The organism is Enterobacter sp. 200527-13, from assembly GCF_027924865.1.
GTDB classification, from domain to species: Bacteria; Pseudomonadota; Gammaproteobacteria; order Enterobacterales; family Enterobacteriaceae; genus Enterobacter; species Enterobacter ludwigii.
This window is the reverse complement of record NZ_BSCM01000005.1, coordinates 190367-208318: the sequence shown is the minus strand read 5'-3', so window position 1 is coordinate 208318 and position 17952 is coordinate 190367. Positions and strand designations below refer to the sequence as shown.

The 17952-nt window shown below is 56.9% G+C and carries 18 protein-coding genes and 1 other annotated feature; of the genes, 14 read left to right on the top strand and 4 right to left on the bottom strand.

Going from position 1 to position 17952, the window contains the following annotated elements; all coding sequences use genetic code 11:
* Positions 1 to 4: 4 nt before the first annotated feature.
* The 7 genes from yidA to QMG44_RS17480 all read left to right on the top strand — a co-directional run bounded on the left by yidA (position 5) and on the right by QMG44_RS17480 (position 7045).
* Positions 5 to 817: a sugar-phosphatase gene (gene yidA, locus QMG44_RS17510; RefSeq protein WP_020882751.1), complete on the top strand. Its 813-nt coding sequence runs from the start codon at positions 5 to 7 to the stop codon at positions 815 to 817.
* Between the two features lie 226 nt (positions 818 to 1043).
* On the top strand, positions 1044 to 1733 hold the full coding sequence (gene dgoR / locus QMG44_RS17505; protein WP_006177594.1) for a D-galactonate utilization transcriptional regulator DgoR: 690 nt from the start codon (positions 1044 to 1046) through the stop codon (positions 1731 to 1733).
* Entirely contained in the window at positions 1730 to 2608 is an 879-nt protein-coding gene (locus QMG44_RS17500; RefSeq protein ID WP_086533051.1) for a 2-dehydro-3-deoxygalactonokinase, read from the top strand. The genes dgoR and QMG44_RS17500 overlap by 4 nt, the downstream gene beginning before the upstream one ends.
* Complete coding sequence (locus QMG44_RS17495; RefSeq protein ID WP_086533052.1) at positions 2592 to 3209, top strand: 2-dehydro-3-deoxy-6-phosphogalactonate aldolase; 618 nt, start codon at positions 2592 to 2594, stop codon at positions 3207 to 3209. The genes QMG44_RS17500 and QMG44_RS17495 overlap by 17 nt, the downstream gene beginning before the upstream one ends.
* Positions 3206 to 4354 (top strand): galactonate dehydratase, encoded by a 1149-nt coding sequence (dgoD, locus tag QMG44_RS17490; protein ID WP_014167964.1) that lies wholly within the window; start codon positions 3206 to 3208, stop codon positions 4352 to 4354. The genes QMG44_RS17495 and dgoD overlap by 4 nt, the downstream gene beginning before the upstream one ends.
* Before the next feature lie 72 nt (positions 4355 to 4426).
* The gene (locus QMG44_RS17485; protein WP_086533053.1) at positions 4427 to 5764 is read left to right on the top strand and encodes an MFS transporter; all 1338 of its coding nucleotides are present in this window, start codon (positions 4427 to 4429) and stop codon (positions 5762 to 5764) included.
* Between the two features lie 51 nt (positions 5765 to 5815).
* On the top strand, positions 5816 to 7045 hold the full coding sequence (locus QMG44_RS17480) for a DUF3748 domain-containing protein (protein WP_207622575.1): 1230 nt from the start codon (positions 5816 to 5818) through the stop codon (positions 7043 to 7045).
* Positions 7046 to 7055: 10 nt separating this feature from the next.
* On the opposite strand, the gene QMG44_RS17475 is transcribed toward QMG44_RS17480, so the two are convergent.
* The gene (locus QMG44_RS17475; RefSeq protein ID WP_025202651.1) at positions 7056 to 7373 is read right to left on the bottom strand and encodes a YceK/YidQ family lipoprotein; all 318 of its coding nucleotides are present in this window, start codon (positions 7371 to 7373) and stop codon (positions 7056 to 7058) included.
* Between the two features lie 248 nt (positions 7374 to 7621).
* Positions 7622 to 7694, top strand: a sequence feature (ROSE (Repression Of Heat Shock gene Expression) occurs in the 5'-region of heat shock genes and acts as an RNA thermometer to modulate expression.).
* Between QMG44_RS17475 and ibpA the strand changes: the two genes are divergently transcribed.
* From ibpA to QMG44_RS17460, 3 genes are all read left to right on the top strand, one after another.
* Positions 7688 to 8098: a small heat shock chaperone IbpA gene (gene ibpA / locus QMG44_RS17470; protein WP_008500162.1), complete on the top strand. Its 411-nt coding sequence runs from the start codon at positions 7688 to 7690 to the stop codon at positions 8096 to 8098. (Overlaps the previous feature by 7 nt.)
* Before the next feature lie 136 nt (positions 8099 to 8234).
* Positions 8235 to 8663 carry a small heat shock chaperone IbpB gene (gene ibpB, locus QMG44_RS17465; RefSeq protein WP_025202652.1) on the top strand — a complete coding sequence of 143 codons (429 nt, stop codon included), beginning with the start codon at positions 8235 to 8237 and terminating at the stop codon, positions 8661 to 8663.
* Between the two features lie 152 nt (positions 8664 to 8815).
* Positions 8816 to 10477 (top strand): putative transporter, encoded by a 1662-nt coding sequence (locus QMG44_RS17460; RefSeq protein ID WP_086533055.1) that lies wholly within the window; start codon positions 8816 to 8818, stop codon positions 10475 to 10477.
* Here QMG44_RS17460 and QMG44_RS17455 read toward each other — a convergent pair.
* The gene (locus QMG44_RS17455) at positions 10445 to 11191 is read right to left on the bottom strand and encodes a GntR family transcriptional regulator (RefSeq protein ID WP_014167973.1); all 747 of its coding nucleotides are present in this window, start codon (positions 11189 to 11191) and stop codon (positions 10445 to 10447) included. The two genes, QMG44_RS17460 and QMG44_RS17455, sit on opposite strands and share 33 nt — an antisense overlap.
* A 223-nt stretch (positions 11192 to 11414) precedes the next feature.
* Between QMG44_RS17455 and QMG44_RS17450 the strand changes: the two genes are divergently transcribed.
* The 4 genes from QMG44_RS17450 (at position 11415) to QMG44_RS17435 (ending at position 15132) form a co-directional block, all read left to right on the top strand.
* Complete coding sequence (locus QMG44_RS17450) at positions 11415 to 13037, top strand: alpha-glucoside-specific PTS transporter subunit IIBC (RefSeq protein WP_086533056.1); 1623 nt, start codon at positions 11415 to 11417, stop codon at positions 13035 to 13037.
* Complete coding sequence (locus tag QMG44_RS17445) at positions 13034 to 14356, top strand: 6-phospho-alpha-glucosidase (protein WP_086533057.1); 1323 nt, start codon at positions 13034 to 13036, stop codon at positions 14354 to 14356. Before QMG44_RS17450 ends, QMG44_RS17445 begins: the two co-directional genes overlap by 4 nt.
* Before the next feature lie 91 nt (positions 14357 to 14447).
* Positions 14448 to 14795, top strand: coding sequence for a YidH family protein (locus QMG44_RS17440; RefSeq protein WP_020882741.1), 348 nt, complete (start codon positions 14448 to 14450; stop codon positions 14793 to 14795).
* Positions 14785 to 15132: a DUF202 domain-containing protein gene (locus QMG44_RS17435; RefSeq protein WP_014167977.1), complete on the top strand. Its 348-nt coding sequence runs from the start codon at positions 14785 to 14787 to the stop codon at positions 15130 to 15132. Before QMG44_RS17440 ends, QMG44_RS17435 begins: the two co-directional genes overlap by 11 nt.
* On the opposite strand, the gene dsdA is transcribed toward QMG44_RS17435, so the two are convergent.
* The gene (gene dsdA, locus QMG44_RS17430) at positions 15116 to 16408 is read right to left on the bottom strand and encodes a D-serine ammonia-lyase (RefSeq protein WP_086533058.1); all 1293 of its coding nucleotides are present in this window, start codon (positions 16406 to 16408) and stop codon (positions 15116 to 15118) included. The two genes, QMG44_RS17435 and dsdA, sit on opposite strands and share 17 nt — an antisense overlap.
* A 17-nt stretch (positions 16409 to 16425) precedes the next feature.
* On the bottom strand, positions 16426 to 17763 hold the full coding sequence (gene dsdX / locus QMG44_RS17425; RefSeq protein ID WP_086533059.1) for a D-serine transporter DsdX: 1338 nt from the start codon (positions 17761 to 17763) through the stop codon (positions 16426 to 16428).
* Between the last annotated feature and the right edge of the window lie 189 nt (positions 17764 to 17952).

The window sequence follows — 17952 nt, the reverse complement described above, 5'->3', positions numbered from 1 at the left end:
CCCTATGGCTATCAAACTTATTGCTATCGACATGGACGGCACGCTGTTGCTGCCAGACCACACTATTTCTCCAGCCGTTAAAAACGCGATTGCCGCTGCGCGCGCAAAAGGCGTGAATGTGGTACTGACCACCGGTCGTCCGTATGCGGGCGTGCACAGCTACCTGAAAGAGCTGCACATGAATCAGCCGGGCGATTACTGCATTACCTATAACGGTGCGCTGGTACAGAAGGCGGCGGATGGCAGCACGGTGGCGCAAACCGCGCTGAACTATGACGATTACCTGTTCCTGGAAAAACTGTCCCGCGAGGTCGGTTCCCATTTCCACGCGCTCGATCGCAATACGCTCTATACCGCTAACCGTGATATCAGCTATTACACCGTACATGAATCCTATGTCGCGACGATCCCACTGGTGTTCTGCGAAGCTGAGAAAATGGATCCGGGCACCCAGTTCCTGAAAGTGATGATGATTGATGAGCCAGATATCCTGGATAAAGCGATTGCGCGCATTCCGGCTGAGGTAAAAGAGAAATACACCGTGCTGAAAAGTGCGCCGTACTTCCTCGAAATCCTGGATAAACGCGTCAATAAAGGCACCGGTGTGAAATCGCTGGCAGATACGCTGGGCATCAAACCGGACGAGATCATGGCGCTGGGCGATCAGGAAAACGACATTGCGATGATTGAATATGCGGGCATGGGTGTGGCAATGGACAATGCGATCCCGTCGGTGAAAGACGTGGCCAATTTCGTGACCAAATCTAACCTCGAAGACGGCGTTGCCTACGCGATCGAGAAATTTGTTCTGCAGTAACAGCGTTTCACGCTCATCAGCCTCGGTTATCAACCGGGGCTTTTTTTTGCGCTGAATTTATCGAATTGTTCTTTTTGTGATCTGGATTGTAGTACAACATTAATTGATTGTACTACATTACAACCACGGTAATGACGAAAGGCGTCACGTTTGTACTGCAAAAGTGAGGCGAAATTCAGCGGTCGAGGTAAAGTAGTCCTGAACATACAGAGCATAAGGACTCTCCATGACTCTCAATAAAACCGATCGCATCGTCATCACGCTGGGCACCCAGATCGTGGGTGGAAAGTACGTTCCCGGTTCACCGCTGCCTGCTGAGGCAGAGCTGTGTGAGGAGTTTGAAACCTCGCGCAACATCATTCGGGAAGTGTTTCGCTCGCTCATGGCAAAGCGGCTGATTGAAATGAAGCGCTACCGCGGCGCCTTTGTCGCCCCGCGTAATCAGTGGAACTACCTCGACACCGATGTCCTGCAGTGGGTGCTGGAAAACGACTACGACCCAAGGCTGATTGGCGCGATGAGTGAGGTACGAAACCTGGTAGAGCCGGCCATCGCCCGTTGGGCTGCGGAACGTGCAACGTCAGGAGACCTGGCTCAGATTGAGTCCGCCCTGAACGACATGATTGCCAATAACCAGAACCGGGATGCGTTCAACGAAGCGGACATCCGCTATCACGAAGCGGTGCTGCAGTCGGTTCATAACCCGGTATTACAGCAGCTTAGCGTTGCCATCAGCTCGCTACAGCGCGCGGTATTTGAACGAACCTGGATGGGCGATGAGGCCAACATGCCAAAAACGCTCCAGGAACATAAAGCGCTGTTCGATGCTATCCGGCATCAGGACGGCGATGCGGCAGAGCAGGCGGCACTCACGATGATCGCCAGCTCGACACGAAGGTTGAAGGAAATCACATGACATCTCGCTACATCGCTATTGACTGGGGATCGACCAATCTGCGCGCCTGGCTGTATCAGGGCGAGCAGTGCCTGGAAAGCAGGCAATCAGAAGCAGGCGTGACGCGCCTGAACGGTAAATCCCCCGAGGCGGTGTTAGCAGAGGTGACACACAACTGGCGCGAGGGCGCCACGCCGGTGGTCATGGCGGGCATGGTGGGCAGTAACGTGGGCTGGAAGATCGCGCCTTATCTGCCCGTACCTGCCGCGTTCGCTGCCATTGGCGAGCAGTTAACGTCCGTTGGTGACAATATCTGGATTATTCCAGGATTGTGCGTTTCCCGGAACGATAACCACAATGTGATGCGCGGCGAAGAGACCCAGCTCCTTGGCGCGCGCACGCTCTCTCCTTCTTCTGTCTACGTCATGCCCGGCACGCACTGTAAATGGGTGCAGGCCGACGCTGAGCACATCCACGATTTTCGCACCGTGATGACCGGTGAGCTGCACCACTTGCTGCTGACGCACTCGCTGGTGGGCGCGGGGTTGCCGGAGCAGGACGCTTCGCCCGAGGCCTTTGCCGCCGGGCTGGAGCGGGGTATCGCCAGCCCTGCCGTTTTGCCGCAACTTTTTGAAGTTCGCGCTTCGCATGTACTGGGCACGCTTCCCCGTACCCAGGTCAGCGAATTTTTATCGGGCCTGTTGATTGGCGCGGAAGTCGCCAGCCTGAGCGAGCAGTTCGCCGGGCAACAGACCATCACCCTCGTCGCGGGTTCATCGCTGACCTCTCGCTACCGCCAGGCGTTCGATGCCATCGGGCGGGACGTGGCGGCGGTAGAGGGCGACACGGTATTTCAGGCAGGAATAAGGAGCATCGCTCATGCAGTGGCAAACTAATCTTCCCCTCATCGCTATCCTGCGCGGCGTCACGCCCGACGAGGTATTAGCGCACGTAGGCGCAGCGATCGACGCCGGTTTTGACGCCGTGGAAATACCGCTTAATTCCCCACAGTGGGAAAAGAGCATCCCGGCGGTCGTGGACGCGTTTGGTGATAAGGCGTTGATTGGCGCTGGCACCGTTCTGCAACCGGAGCAGGTGGACCAGCTTGCGCAGATGGGCTGCAGGCTGATTGTGACGCCGAATATTCACCCTGAGGTGATCCGTCGCGCAGTGGGCTACGGCATGACCGTCTGCCCGGGATGCGCAACGGCAACAGAAGCGTTCGCGGCTCTCGATGCGGGCGCGCAGTCGCTCAAAATTTTCCCGTCATCGGCTTTTGGTCCGGTCTATATCAGCGCGCTGAAAGCGGTATTGCCCGCCAGCGTACCGGTCTTTGCCGTGGGGGGAGTTACGCCAGAAAACCTGGCGCAGTGGATCAACGCAGGTTGTGTCGGGGCGGGTCTGGGCAGCGATCTCTATCGCGCCGGGCAATCCGTCGAACGTACCGCACAGCAGGCGGCCGCATTTGTGAAAGCGTATCGAGAGGCAGTGAAATGAAAATAACCAAACTCACCACGTACCGTTTACCGCCGCGTTGGCTGTTCCTGAAAATCGAAACCGATGAAGGCGTGGTCGGCTGGGGCGAACCGGTCATTGAAGGGCGTGCGCGTACCGTGGAAGCGGCGGTGCATGAGCTGGGCGAGTACCTGACAGGACAAGATCCTGCCCGCATCAACGACCTGTGGCAGGTGATGTACCGCGCAGGTTTCTACCGGGGTGGACCGGTTCTGATGAGCGCCATCGCCGGTATCGACCAGGCATTATGGGATATCAAAGGCAAAGTGCTGAATGCCCCGGTCTGGCAGCTGATGGGCGGCCTGGTGCGCGACAAAATCAAAGCCTACAGCTGGGTGGGCGGCGACCGTCCCGCGGAAGTGATCGACGGTATCAGGCAGCTGCGCAATATTGGTTTTGACACCTTTAAACTGAATGGCTGCGAAGAGATGGGCGTCATCGACAACGCACGGGCGGTAGACCGCGCGGTAAATACCGTGGCGCAGATCCGTGAAGCGTTCGGCAACGAGATTGAGTTTGGCCTGGACTTCCACGGTCGCGTCAGCGCGCCGATGGCCAAAGTGCTGATTAAAGAGCTGGAGCCGTACCGTCCGCTGTTTATCGAAGAGCCGGTGTTGGCCGAGCAGGCGGAGTACTACCCGAAACTGGCCGCACAGACGCATATCCCGATTGCCGCCGGTGAGCGCATGTTCTCGCGCTTCGAGTTCAAACGCGTGCTGGAAGCTGGCGGCCTGGCGATATTGCAGCCGGATCTGTCGCATGCCGGCGGCATCACGGAATGCTACAAAATCGCCGGGATGGCGGAAGCCTACGACGTGGCGCTGGCACCGCATTGTCCGCTGGGGCCGATCGCACTGGCAGCCTGTCTGCACGTCGACTTTGTCTCGCGTAACGCGGTGTTCCAGGAACAGAGCATGGGCATTCACTATAACAAGGGCGCGGAACTGCTCGACTTTGTGAAAAACAAAGATGATTTCAGCATGGAAGGCGGTTTCTTTAAACCGTTAACGAAGCCGGGCCTTGGCGTGGATATCGACGAAGCCAAAGTCATTGAGCTGAGTAAAAACGCGCCTGACTGGCGCAACCCGTTATGGCGTCATGAAGATGGCTCTGTCGCTGAGTGGTAATTCAGCCTAAGCACATCGCCACTAAAAAGTAATTTCAACAATAACAAACACACCCTCTGTAAATTACAGGGCATGGTGAGCGGCTTCGCTATGCCCAAAATCTGGAGACAGATTGCGATGGATATTCCTGTTACTGCTGCAAAAACCGGGCGTCGGCGCTACCTGACGCTGGTCATGATCTTTATTACTGTGGTCATCTGTTACGTTGACCGCGCCAACCTTGCCGTGGCTTCAGCCCATATTCAGGAGGAGTTTGGGATCAGCAAAGCGGAAATGGGCTACGTCTTTTCGGCGTTTGCCTGGCTGTATACGCTGTGCCAGATCCCCGGCGGCTGGTTCCTTGACCGCGTCGGCTCGCGCCTGACCTATTTCATTGCCATCTTCGGCTGGTCGGTGGCGACCCTGTTCCAGGGCTTTGCCACCGGGCTGATGTCGCTGATTGGCCTGCGTGCGATCACCGGGATTTTCGAAGCCCCGGCGTTTCCGACCAATAACCGCATGGTGACCAGCTGGTTCCCGGAGCATGAACGCGCCTCGGCCGTTGGGTTCTACACCTCCGGGCAGTTTGTCGGCCTGGCGTTCCTGACGCCGCTGCTGATCTGGATCCAGGAACTGCTGAGCTGGCACTGGGTCTTTATTGTGACCGGGGGGATCGGCATTATCTGGTCGTTGATCTGGTTCAAGGTCTATCAACCGCCGCGTCTCACCAAAAGTATCAGCAAAGCTGAACTGGACTATATCCGCGACGGTGGCGGCCTGGTGGATGGCGATGCGCCGGTGAAAAAAGAGGCGCGTCAGCCGCTGACCAAAGCCGACTGGAAGCTGGTTTTCCACCGCAAGTTGGTGGGGGTTTATCTGGGGCAGTTCGCGGTGACCTCCACGCTGTGGTTCTTCCTGACCTGGTTCCCGAACTATCTGACCCAGGAAAAAGGCATCACCGCGCTGAAGGCAGGCTTTATGACCACCGTACCGTTCCTGGCGGCCTTCTTTGGTGTACTGCTTTCTGGCTGGCTGGCGGACAGGCTGTTGAAAAAAGGGTTCTCGCTGGGTGTCGCGCGTAAAACGCCTATTATCTGCGGGCTGCTGATCTCCACCTGCATCATGGGCGCAAACTACACCAACGATCCGGTCTGGATTATGACGCTGATGGCGATTGCGTTCTTCGGTAACGGTTTTGCCTCCATCACCTGGTCGCTGGTCTCCTCGCTGGCCCCGATGCGCCTGATTGGTCTGACCGGTGGCGTGTTCAACTTTGTCGGTGGACTGGGGGGGATCACGGTTCCGCTGGTCATCGGTTATCTGGCTCAGGACTATGGCTTTGGCCCGGCACTGATCTATATCTCCGCGGTGGCCTTGCTCGGTGCGCTCTCCTACATCCTGCTGGTGGGTGACGTCAAACGTGTAGGCTAATTCCCCGCAATGTTTTACCCTGATGCGATAACTGCGCATCAGGGTAACGCCATGAAACAAATCACCTTCGCCTCCCGTCATCACCAGCTTACCAATATCAATACCTGGACGCCGGACAGCCAGTGGCTGGCCTACGATGTGCGTCCGTCCGGCGCATCGTTTACCGGTGAAACCATTGAGCGGGTCAATGTTATTACGGGTGACGTCGAGGTGATCTATCGCGCCAGTCACGGTGCGCATGTTGGCGTGGTGACCGTTCATCCGCAGCAGGACAAATATGTCTTTATCCACGGCCCGGAAAACCCGGATGCAGACTGGCACTACGATTTTCATCATCGTCAGGGCGTGGTTGTACACAACGGTCAGGTGAGTAACCTGGACGCCATGGATATCACGTCGCCTTATACCGCAGGCGCGCTGCGTGGCGGCAGCCACGTGCACGTTTTTAGCCCTGACGGACAGTTCGTGAGCTTTACCTACAACGACCATGTATTGCATGAGCGTGACCCGAAGCTCGATTTACGCAACGTCGGCGTCGCAGCGCCTTTTGGCCCGGTGACGCCGCAAGGGACGCATCCACGTGAATATTCCGGCACCTTCTGGAGCGTGCTGGTGAGCCGCACGACGCCCGCGCCTCAGCCCGGCAGCGATGAGATCAACCGAGCCTATGAAGAGGGCTGGGTGGGCAATGACAGGCTGGCATTTATCGGCGATACCGTGTCTGCGACAGGCGAGAAAGTGCCAGAACTGTTTATTGTGGATCTGCCCAACGACGAGCAGGGATGGAAACGCGCGGGCGATGCGCCGCTGCAGGGGACTCCTGAGACGCTGCCTGCGCCCCCGGCGGGTGTCATGCAGCGCCGGCTGACCTTTACCCACCAGCGGGCATTCCCGGGGCTGGTAAACGTGCCGCGTCACTGGGTGCGCTGTAACCCGCAGGGGACGCAGATTGCGTTTCTGATGCGTGATGATAAGGGCATTGTGCAGCTGTGGCTTATCGCTCCAGAAGGCGGCGAACCACGCCAGTTGACGCATAACGAAAGTGACATTCAGTCGGCATTTACCTGGCACCCAGCCGGTCACTGTCTGGGATTTGTGCTGGAAGAGCGGATTGCCTGCTGTGATGTGCAAACCGGAGAGGTGACGTTTTTGACGTCCGATCACGGCAATCCACCGTCTGGTGATGCGGTCGTGTTTTCCCCGGACGGGCGTTTTATTGCATGGATGGAAGAGACAGAAGGTTTCCGTCAGCTTTGGCTAACGGAAACCGGGCAGCGTTAACGCGTTGGCGTTAAGCGGGTGGAATGACGGAATTGGTGGCCAGATTTTGCTGCTCGCTTTTCTCTACCCGCGAGCGCACGGAGCTGTCCTTACGGAACATATCCCACGGCAGCAAAAGCGTATCGGCCACAGCCGTAAACGGCATATCCAGGATGACCAGGGATTTTGTGCCCCAGTTGGTATCGTCATCGGAGATCATCTCAGCGCTGGCACGCGTCCCCGGATATGTTCCTTCTTTACCGCCGGTGTGAGACATCACGCTCGAACACCCGCAAAGTAAAACAACCCCGCTGAACGTCGTCAGCTTTATCAGAACATTTTTCATCATCACTCAGTCATCGTTAATGGCACTGCATAAACCTGCAACTCAGGGTTATAGCGAGCCTCGTTCAAAATGGATAGCCCGATAACCCCGCACTGTGGCAGCCATCGCAATTTAACCCTTTGTGCTGTTGTCCCAGTCTAAGCGAGATGCACGAAAGTGCAAAAAAAAGTGCGCCTGCTGCGCTTGAAAAGACCGGTTCCAGACCCATTTTAAGAATGTAACCCGATAACGAACACGCCTGAGGGGTGTTCAGGGGCACACTGGCCTGTCCATGGTGGAAGGCTACAATTTCTCGCTGATTTCAGGAGCTTTTATTTATGCGTAACTTCGATCTTTCCCCGCTATACCGTTCTGCAATTGGTTTTGACCGCCTGTTTAACCATTTAGAAAATAACCAAAGCCAGAGCAACGGCTACCCTCCATACAATGTTGAACTGGTTGATGAAAACCACTACCGCATCGCCATTGCCGTCGCCGGTTTTGCAGAGAACGAACTGGAGATCACCGCGCAGGACAACCTGCTGGTGGTGAAAGGTTCACATACGGCCGAGCAGAAAGAACGCACCTACCTTTATCAGGGTATCGCCGAGCGCAACTTTGAACGCAAGTTCCAGTTAGCCGAGAACATTCACGTGAAAGGCGCGAACCTGGTCAACGGCCTGCTGTTTATCGAACTGGAACGTGTGATTCCGGAAGAGAAAAAACCGCGCCGTATCGAGATCAACTGATTATGCGGGTCGCGCGAGCGGCCCACCCAGAATTGCTTGCCGTAATGGGAGCATATGTGAATCCATGAGGATTTGCAGGAACAACTGCGCACAAAAATAAACTGTGCCGAACTCGCTTCTCAGAAGGAGATTTAGTATGCGTAACTACGATTTATCCCCCCTGTTGCGTCAGTGGATTGGTTTTGACAAACTGGCTAATGCCCTGCAAAGCACCACCGAGCAACAGACGTTTCCGCCGTACAACATCGAAAAAAGCGATGACAACCACTATCGCATCACCCTTGCGCTGGCCGGGTTCCGCCAGGACGATCTGGATATTCAGCTCGAAGGCACGCGCCTGACCGTGAAAGGTACGCCGGAAAAACAAGAAACCGAGACCAAATGGCTGCACCAGGGCCTGGTTAATCAGCCGTTTAGCCTGAGCTTTACTCTGGCTGACCATATGGAAGTGTCCGGCGCGACATTTACCAACGGGCTGCTGCATATCGACCTGACCCGCAACGTGCCGGAAGCCATTGCACCGCAGCGTATCGCCATTAGCGAGCGTCCTGCGCTGAACAGTTAACCCTCTGCGGGTTGTTGCCTCTCCCACAGGGAGAGGATGAAAAGATAACGCCCTGCCCCGGCAGGGCTTTTTTGTGCGCCATCGCCCATACAACCGCGTGCGGCTCTGAGAGAATCCGTAGCATAACTAAGGTTATGCACAGGAAGTGGATCATGAGTGATATCGCGTTAACCGTTAGCGTGTTGGCCCTGGTCGCAGTGGTGGGTCTGTGGATTGGCAATGTTAAAATCCGCGGCGTCGGATTTGGGATAGGCGGGGTGCTGTTCGGCGGGATTTTTGTCGGCCATTTCGCCGACCAGCTTGGGCTGGTGCTCAGCGCCGAAATGCTCCATTTCATCCAGGAATTCGGTCTGATCCTCTTCGTCTACACCATCGGTATTCAGGTGGGGCCTGGCTTTTTCGCTTCCCTTCGGGTCTCCGGATTACGGCTGAACCTGTTTGCCTTCGGCATTGTGGTGATGGGAGGGCTGGTCACCGCCATTCTGCATAAGCTCTTCGATATTCCGCTGCCGGTGGTGCTGGGTATTTTCTCCGGGGCGGTCACCAATACGCCTGCACTGGGTGCAGGGCAGCAAATTTTGCGCGACCTTGGCATCTCTCCCGGTATTGTCGACCAGATGGGGATGAGCTACGCCATGGCCTATCCGTTTGGGATTTGCGGCATTCTGCTCTCCATGTGGCTGGTGCGGGTACTCTTTCGCATTAACGTCGAAAACGAGGCAAAAGACCACGAAACTACGCTCACCAACGGCCATATGCCGATCAAAACCATCAACATTCGCGTCGATAACCCCAACCTCAACAATATGGCGATTCAGGATGTGCCGATCCTGAACAGCGCCAATATTATCTGCTCACGCCTTAAACGTGACGATATGCTGATGGTACCTGCGCCCGGGACCATTATTCAGCAGGGTGACCTGCTGCACCTGGTCGGACAGCTCGGGGATTTAAACAACGCGCGGCTGGTGATTGGTCAGGAGGTGGAGACCTCGCTCTCCACACGCGGCACCGATATGCGCGTAGAGCGCGTCGTGGTGACCAACGAGCACGTGCTTGGCAAGAAAATACGCGATTTGCAGGTTAAAGAGCGCTATGACGTCGTGATCTCCCGTCTTAACCGTGCTGGGGTGGAACTGGTTGCCAGCCCGGAAGCCAGCCTGCAGTTCGGCGATATCCTGAACCTGGTTGGGCGCCCGTCATCCATTGATGCGGTAGCGGACATGGTGGGTAACGCCCAGCAAAAACTGCAGCAGGTGCAAATGTTGCCGGTCTTTATCGGTATCGGGCTGGGGGTGCTGCTTGGCTCCATTCCGCTGTATGTCCCGGGTTTTCCGGTCGCGCTCAAGCTGGGCCTGGCGGGTGGACCGCTGATTATGGCGCTGATCCTCGGGCGTATCGGCTGTATCGGTAAGCTCTACTGGTTTATGCCGCCGAGCGCCAACCTGGCGCTGCGCGAGCTGGGGATTGTGCTGTTTCTGGCGGTGGTCGGCCTGAAATCCGGGGGCGATTTTATCGATACCCTGGTGAAGGGCGAGGGGATGAGCTGGGTCGGCTACGGGATATTTATCACGGCGATTCCGCTCCTGACGATGGGGATTCTGGCGCGGATGTTCGCCAAAATGAACTATCTGACGCTCTGCGGCATGCTCGCCGGATCAATGACTGACCCACCCGCACTGGCCTTTGCCAACAACCTGCACGCCACCAGCGGCGCGGCGGCGCTGTCATACGCCACGGTCTACCCGCTGGTGATGTTCCTGCGCATTATTACCCCGCAGCTACTGGCGGTGCTGTTCTGGGGGATGAGTTAGCAGATCGTCCGGGTGGATGCGCCGCAGATGGTAGTCCACCTGGTAATCACGGGTATTACGGAACATCACGGAATAATTGAGAAATTCGCCGCTGTCGCTGTAGGAAAGAGACGTTATCCGCAGCAGCGGCGTCTGTTCCGGCAGGTTCAGGTAACCGGCGAGCTGTTTATCTGCCAGCACCGGCGTCAGGCTCTCGTAGTTGCCGCTGATGGTTATCCCGCACTCCTTCTCGATGTAATCAAACTTCGACCCCTCCAGATGTGCCAGTGAAAGCGTGCGGAACAGCTTCACGGGCATAAAGCTGTCCTCCAGCATCAGGGGCTTTCCGTCGACATAACGCACCCGGCGCGAGAAGTAGATGCGCTCATCCACCTGAATGCGGAGCTGGCTGGCGATAGCGGGCGGGGCGGGCATCACTTCGAACTGTAGCACCTTGCTCTGCACCTCTTTTCCCTGCTGGCGCAGCACCTCCACCAGCCCGGTCAGATTGGTGGTTTCGTGGTGGACATCTTTACGCGCCACGAATGTCCCGCTACCGTGTCGGCGTTCAACCAGCCCCCAGTTCACCAGCAGATCCAGCGCCTTTCGAATGGTCATCCGCGCCACGCCAAACTCCTGCGCCAGCGCTTTCTCACCCGGCAGCGGACTCCCGATATTGTAGTCCGACGAATTTAGCCGCAGCCGCAACCTGTCCGCGATAGATTTGTAGATCACCAGTAGACCTCTCTGCCCGTATTAACGCGTGGCTTGCGTCCTGACATGTCCATATTAACCACGAAAAGTAGACCTGACTGGTCAAAATAAAACCATGAATGCGATCACGAATCGCAGCGGCACGTCATGTTCGCCCATGGGTAAATTCTTATGCTCACTTCAGGCCCAGCAAAAAATCATAAAGGCCTCTACCCCCTACAGGTTGTTACGTGAGGATTTAAAAATGCTCAGTCAAATACAACGTTTTGGCGGCGCCATGTTTACCCCGGTGTTGTTATTTCCCTTTGCCGGGATCGTGGTCGGAATCGCCATCATGCTTCGCAACCCGCTGTTTGTGGGCGAGGCCTTAACCGCCCCCGATAATCTGTTCGCGCAAATTGTTCACATCATTGAAGAGGGCGGCTGGGCGGTGTTTCGCAATATGCCGCTGATTTTTGCCGTGGGTTTACCGATTGGTCTGGCGAAGCAGGCGCAGGGCCGCGCCTGTCTGGCGGTGCTGATCAGTTTTCTGACCTGGAACTACTTTATCAATGCGATGGGGATGACATGGGGTCATTTCTTTGGCGTCGACTTCGCCGCTGAGCCCACTGCCGGCAGCGGACTGGCCATGATTGCCGGTATCAAAACGCTCGATACCAGCATCATTGGGGCGATTGTGATTTCGGGGATTGTCACCGCTATTCACAACCGCTATTTCGACAAGCAGTTGCCTGTTTTCCTGGGGATTTTTCAGGGCACCTCGTTTGTCGTTATCCTCGCGTTCTTTGTGATGATCCCCTGCGCCTGGCTGACGCTGATGGGCTGGCCGAAAGTGCAGTTCGGCATTGAGTCCCTGCAGGCCTTTTTACGCTCTGCCGGTGCGCTGGGGGTGTGGGTTTATACCTTCCTGGAACGCATTCTGATCCCTACCGGATTACACCACTTTGTCTACGGTCCGTTTATCTTTGGCCCGGCAGCGGTCGAGGGCGGCATCCAGGTTTATTGGGCGCAGCATCTTCAGGAATTTAGCCAAAGCACGCTGCCGCTGAAAACCCTGTTCCCGGAAGGCGGTTTTGCGCTTCACGGCAACGCCAAAGTATTTGGCTCTGTCGGGATTGCGCTGGCGCTCTGGTACACCGCATCACCGGAAAACCGCGTCAAAGTGGCAGGCCTGCTGATCCCGGCCACGCTGACCGCCGTGCTGGTGGGCATTACCGAGCCGCTGGAATTCACCTTCCTGTTCATTTCGCCGCTGCTGTTTGCCGTCCACGCCGTTCTGGCCGCCACGATGGCGACGGTGATGTACATCTTCGGCGTCGTGGGCAACATGGGCGGCGGACTGCTGGACCAGTTCCTGCCGCAAAACTGGATCCCCATGTTCCACAACCACGCCTCGACGGTATTCACCCAGATTGGTATCGGTCTTTGCTTCACCGGCCTCTATTTCGTGGTCTTCAAAACGCTGATTGAACGGCTGAACCTTAAAACCCCGGGCCGTGAAGAGAGCGAAGTCAAACTTTACAGCAAGGCGGATTATAAAGCGGCACGCGGGCAAACCACCGCACCGGCTGCCGCCAGCCAGCAGGTTGGGCAAGCCGCCGGATTCCTGCAGGCGCTGGGCGGCGCGGCCAATATCGAAAGCATTAATAACTGCGCCACCCGCTTACGTATCGCGCTGGTCGACATGGCGCAAACCCAAAGCGACGACGTCTTTAAGGCCCTGGGCGCACACGGTGTGGTGCGACGCGGCAACGGCATTCAGGTGATTGTTGGACTGCACGTCCCTCAGGTGCGAGACCAGCTTGAATCGCTGATGAAAACCCCTTCAACAAACGAACAAACTACCCTGACAGAGGCTATATCATGAAAAAATTCTCAGTTGTCATTGCAGGCGGCGGCAGTACCTTCACGCCGGGTATCGTCCTGATGCTGTTAGCCAACCGCGACCGTTTTCCGCTGCGCGCGCTGAAATTCTATGACAACGACGGCGCACGTCAGGAGACCATCGCCGAGGCGTGCAAGATCATCCTTAAAGAGCAGGCTCCGGAGATTGAGTTTAGCTACACCACCGATCCTGAAGCGGCCTTTACCGACGTCGATTTTGTGATGGCACATATCCGCGTGGGGAAATACCCGATGCGTGAAAAAGACGAGAAAATCCCCCTGCGTCACGGTGTGCTGGGTCAGGAGACCTGCGGACCCGGCGGGATCGCCTACGGCATGCGCTCTATTGGCGGTGTGCTGGAGCTGGTCGATTACATGACGCAATACTCCCCGAATGCGTGGATGCTGAACTACTCCAACCCGGCGGCCATCGTGGCTGAAGCGACCCGTCGCCTGCGACCCAACGCCAAAATCCTCAACATCTGCGATATGCCCATCGGCATAGAAGGGCGTATGGCGCAGATAGTCGGCCTTAAAGACCGTAAAGAGATGCGCGTGCGTTACTACGGACTGAACCACTTCGGATGGTGGACATCCATTGAAGATGCAAACGGCAATGATTTAATGCCGAAACTGCGCGAATATGTCGCGAAAAATGGCTATGTGCCGCCCTCTGACAATGCCCATACCGAAGCCAGCTGGAACGACACGTTCGCGAAGGCAAAAGATGTGCAGGCGCTGGATCCGGACACCATGCCAAACACCTATCTGAAATACTACCTGTTCCCGGACTACGTGGTCGCGCACTCCAATCCGGAACGCACGCGCGCTAACGAGGTGATGGATCACCGTGAGAAGCATGTGTTCAGCGCCTGCCGGGCGATTATCGAAGCCGGTGTATCGTCCGCCGGGGAGCTGGAAATCGACGAACATGCGTCGTACATCGTCGATCTGGCGACTGCGATTGCCTTCAACACTCAGGAGCGCATGCTGCTGATTGTGCCCAACAACGGTGCCATTCATAACTTTGATGCCGACGCGATGGTAGAAATTCCGTGCCTGGTTGGTCATAACGGGCCGGAGCCGTTAACGGTGGGCGATATTCCACACTTCCAGAAAGGGTTGATGAGCCAACAGGTAGCGGTGGAAAAACTGGTAGTGGATGCCTGGGAGCAGCGCTCGTACCAGAAATTGTGGCAGGCGATTACGCTGTCGAAAACGGTGCCGAGCGCCTCCGTTGCGAAAGCGATTCTGGATGACCTGATCGAGGCCAACAAATCGTACTGGCCAGCGCTGCATTAATCGTCCTGACCGGCATCGCCCGATGCCGGTCTCCTTGTCCTTGTCGATTTACGCTATGCTGGAACCTGCCTGTAGCAGACAAGGAATCTTCATGAAAATTTCCCGCCTCGGTGAAGCCCCTGACTACCGCTTCTCGCTGGCTAATGAGCGTACGTTCCTCGCATGGATCCGCACCGCGTTGGGCTTTCTCGCCGCGGGTGTGGGGCTTGACCAGCTCGCGCCTGATTTTGCCACGCCGCTGATCCGCGAAGTGCTGGCGTTGCTGCTGTGCCTGTTTGCCGGTGTGCTGGCCATTTACGGCTACCTGCGTTGGCTGCGTAACGAAAAGGCGATGCGGCTCAAGCAGGATCTCCCGTATACGCGTGGGTTACTCATCATCAGCATGATTTTGCTGGCGGTAGCGGGCGTGGTGATGGTGCTGGTGTTGTATGGTGGATAACCGCAAAGCGCGACGCGAAGCCGACCCCGGCCTGCAGCCGGAGCGGACGTCGCTGGCCTGGCTGCGTACGTTACTGGGGTATGGCGCGCTGATTGCCCTCGCCATCAAGCACAACTGGCATCGCACAGGTGTGCCATTCTGGATCTCACTGGTCGTGCTGGCGCTTGTGGCGATCGTTTTGTGGCGCTATACCCGCAGTCGCAACGTAATGGATGTGACGCAGGACGATTTTGTACAGCCGAAGGCGGTGCGCGATAAGTTCCTGATCGCCCTCGCGGTGCTGTCGTTGTCACTGCTGTTTGCGGTCACCCATCTGCAGTTTATTTTTTCCCTTTAGCCAGGTACTTCGCCATCTCGTCTTCCGGCACCATTCCGCCGCCGGTTGCCCAGACCAGTTGGGTCGCGTTCGCGGATGCGACAGGAACACGCAGCGGCCCGGCCATGCCCGCCAGCGCCGACGGCTCAAGGCGAATGCCTTCTTCCTGCGCCAGCCAGCCGAGCATGTCGTACATGCTTTGATCGGAAAGGGTATAGAACCCGTCAAGCAGCCGCTCCATCGCCCGGCCCACAAAGCCAGACGCGCGTCCAACCGCCAGCCCGTCGGCGGCCGTCACGTTGTCGATACCCAGATCCTGCACGGCGATGGCATCATGTAGCCCGGTGTAGACGCCCAGCAGCATGCAAGGGGAGTGCGTCGGCTCGGCGAAGAAACAGTGTACGTTGTCGCCAAAGGCCAGCTTCAGGCCAAACGCCACGCCGCCAGGACCGCCACCGACGCCACAAGGCAAATAGACGTACAGCGGATGTTCTGCATCCACCACGCGGCCCTGCGCGGCAAACTGCGCTTTTAGCCGCTCGCCTGCCACCGCATAGCCGAGGAACAGCGTGCGGGAGTTCTCATCGTCGATAAAGAAACAGTTCGGATCGCTCTCCGCGGCCTTACGTCCTTGCTCCACCGCCACGCCGTAATCCTGCTCATATTCCACGACGATCACACCGTGGCTACGCAGTTTGGCTTTTTTCCACTCACGGGCATCGGCGGACATGTGCACCGTAACCTGAAAGCCGATGCGCGCGCTCATGATGCCAATGGACATCCCGAGGTTGCCGGTGGATCCCACCGCGATACTGTACTGGCTGAAGAACGCTTTAAAACGCGGCTCCAGCAGGATGCTGTAATCGTCTTCGACGCTCAGCAACCCTGCTTCCAGCGCCAGTTTCTCGGCGTGAGTCAGCACTTCATAGATGCCCCCGCGCGCTTTGATGGAGCCAGAGATAGGCAGATGACTGTCTTTTTTCAGCAGCAGCGTACCGGGAATGGCTATCCCCGATTCGTTCTCCAGCCTTTTCTGCATCGCCGGAATAGCCACCAGTTCGGACTCGATAATCCCCTGCGTGGCCGCCGTTTCGGGGAACGCTTTTGCCAGATACGGCGCAAAGCGGTTAAGGCGTGCATGCGCATCGTCCACATCGGCTTTGCTCAGCCCGACATACGGCAACCCTTCAGCAAGCGAGGTGGTGCGCGGGTTTAGCCAGGTGGTCTCTTTCAGGGCAATCAGATCCTCAATCAGAGGGAACTGTGCGGTTAAGGTGCTGATAGTTGCGTTTTCCATAGTACGTCTCTTCGCGCTCAGATAATGAAAGAAAGCAGGAATGTGCTGCCAAGTGCAAGTACCGAGGCGATAAACGTCGCCGTCGTATAGTACTTCAGGGTCTCGTTCAGGCTGGCACCGCAGTACTGCTTCACCAGCCAGAAGAGGGAATCGGTCACGATCGTGCAGCCAATGGCACCGGAACCGATGGCAATGGTGATGATCTCCGGACTGACGTTGGGATAGAGCGGCAGCATGGGTGCGACGATGGCAGTTGCGCCCATCATCGCCACCGTGGCCGACCCCACCGCCGCGTGCAGAACCAGCGCCACCAGCCACGCGAGCAGGATCGGGTGCATATTCAGGTTCGACAGAATGTGCGCCAGGGTATCGGCCAGGCCGCTGGTTTTAAGGATGGCGTTAAACGCGCCGCCCGCGCCGATTATCAACAGAATGTTGGCGATGGCGCCAAAGCCATGCTCGGTATGGGTCAGCATCGTACCCATCCCCATATGCTGGCGCAGCCCCAGCAGGTAATAGGCGACGAACACGGCGATGAACATGGCGGTGATCGGGTTACCGATAAATTCCAGCAGCGTATACAGCGTGCCTTCTCTTGCCATATTCAGCTCGGCGAGGGTCTTCACCAGCATCAGGCCGATGGGCAGCAGCACGGTAAACAGCGTGGCTCCCAGCGAGGGCAGCGTATGTTCTTCACGAACGTTGAGGTCAGAAAATTCAGCCGGAACGGCTTTGAAGGGCAGGTGATCGCCCAGCAATTTCAGGAACAGCGGGCCGCCAACCAGTGAGGCCAGCAGGCCAACCATCAGACCGTAGACAATAACCGTCCCCACGTCCGCCCCCAGCTTATTCGTGACAAACAGGGCAGCCGGGTGCGGCGGAACCACGCAGTGCACCGCCATCAGCGCGGTACAGAGGGGAATGGCCAGCTTCAGCAGCGAGGTATGGGTCTTTTTGGCGATGGAGAAGGCCAGCGGGATCAGCAGGACGACGCCGACTTCAACAAACAGCGTAATGCCGCAGATAAGCCCCACCAGTACCATGATGACATCGGCTGACAGCCAGCGGCAACGCTGAAGCGCTATCCCAATGCGTTCTGCCGCACCGGACACCTCCATCATCTTGCCGAGGATGGTGCCAAGCCCGATCACCGCCGCCAGGAAGCCGAGCGTGCCGCCAATACCGCTTTCAATGGCATTTACCATGTCCAGCGGGCGCATTCCCATCATGGCACCGACAAAAAAGCTCGCCAGCAGCAACGCCAGGAACGGGTGAAACTTCAGTTTTACGATAGTTAATACGATTAACGCGATGCTGATGAGCAGCGTCGCCACAACCCAGACCTGAGCACCCATATCTCACCTCACCCTTATGTTATTTACGGGTATTGGACGAAAAATCAGCATGTGCTGACAAACGATATAAATTGCCTTTCAGGTGAGCCAGATTGGATCAAACGCGTGACTGGACTCAAAAAAGCGCACTTAATGCGTGTTTGGTTCACATAAATTCAACTTTGAGCGGTATCCTGAGCAGCAAAAGTC

What these genes read in the sequence shown, in the direction of transcription:
- ibpB (WP_025202652.1), top strand. Translation starts at nt 8,235, where the DNA reads ATGCGTAACTACGATTTATCCCCCCTGTTGCGTCAGTGGATTGGTTTT.
- dgoR (WP_006177594.1), top strand. Translation starts at nt 1,044, where the DNA reads ATGACTCTCAATAAAACCGATCGCATCGTCATCACGCTGGGCACCCAG.
- QMG44_RS17440 (WP_020882741.1), top strand. Translation starts at nt 14,448, where the DNA reads ATGAAAATTTCCCGCCTCGGTGAAGCCCCTGACTACCGCTTCTCGCTG.
- ibpA (WP_008500162.1), top strand. Translation starts at nt 7,688, where the DNA reads ATGCGTAACTTCGATCTTTCCCCGCTATACCGTTCTGCAATTGGTTTT.
- QMG44_RS17460 (WP_086533055.1), top strand. Translation starts at nt 8,816, where the DNA reads ATGAGTGATATCGCGTTAACCGTTAGCGTGTTGGCCCTGGTCGCAGTG.
- QMG44_RS17475 (WP_025202651.1), bottom strand. Translation starts at nt 7,373, where the DNA reads ATGATGAAAAATGTTCTGATAAAGCTGACGACGTTCAGCGGGGTTGTT.
- dsdA (WP_086533058.1), bottom strand. Translation starts at nt 16,408, where the DNA reads ATGGAAAACGCAACTATCAGCACCTTAACCGCACAGTTCCCTCTGATT.
- dgoD (WP_014167964.1), top strand. Translation starts at nt 3,206, where the DNA reads ATGAAAATAACCAAACTCACCACGTACCGTTTACCGCCGCGTTGGCTG.
- QMG44_RS17480 (WP_207622575.1), top strand. Translation starts at nt 5,816, where the DNA reads ATGAAACAAATCACCTTCGCCTCCCGTCATCACCAGCTTACCAATATC.
- QMG44_RS17445 (WP_086533057.1), top strand. Translation starts at nt 13,034, where the DNA reads ATGAAAAAATTCTCAGTTGTCATTGCAGGCGGCGGCAGTACCTTCACG.
- QMG44_RS17500 (WP_086533051.1), top strand. Translation starts at nt 1,730, where the DNA reads ATGACATCTCGCTACATCGCTATTGACTGGGGATCGACCAATCTGCGC.
- QMG44_RS17435 (WP_014167977.1), top strand. Translation starts at nt 14,785, where the DNA reads ATGGTGGATAACCGCAAAGCGCGACGCGAAGCCGACCCCGGCCTGCAG.
- dsdX (WP_086533059.1), bottom strand. Translation starts at nt 17,763, where the DNA reads ATGGGTGCTCAGGTCTGGGTTGTGGCGACGCTGCTCATCAGCATCGCG.
- QMG44_RS17485 (WP_086533053.1), top strand. Translation starts at nt 4,427, where the DNA reads ATGGTGAGCGGCTTCGCTATGCCCAAAATCTGGAGACAGATTGCGATG.
- yidA (WP_020882751.1), top strand. Translation starts at nt 5, where the DNA reads ATGGCTATCAAACTTATTGCTATCGACATGGACGGCACGCTGTTGCTG.
- QMG44_RS17450 (WP_086533056.1), top strand. Translation starts at nt 11,415, where the DNA reads ATGCTCAGTCAAATACAACGTTTTGGCGGCGCCATGTTTACCCCGGTG.
- QMG44_RS17495 (WP_086533052.1), top strand. Translation starts at nt 2,592, where the DNA reads ATGCAGTGGCAAACTAATCTTCCCCTCATCGCTATCCTGCGCGGCGTC.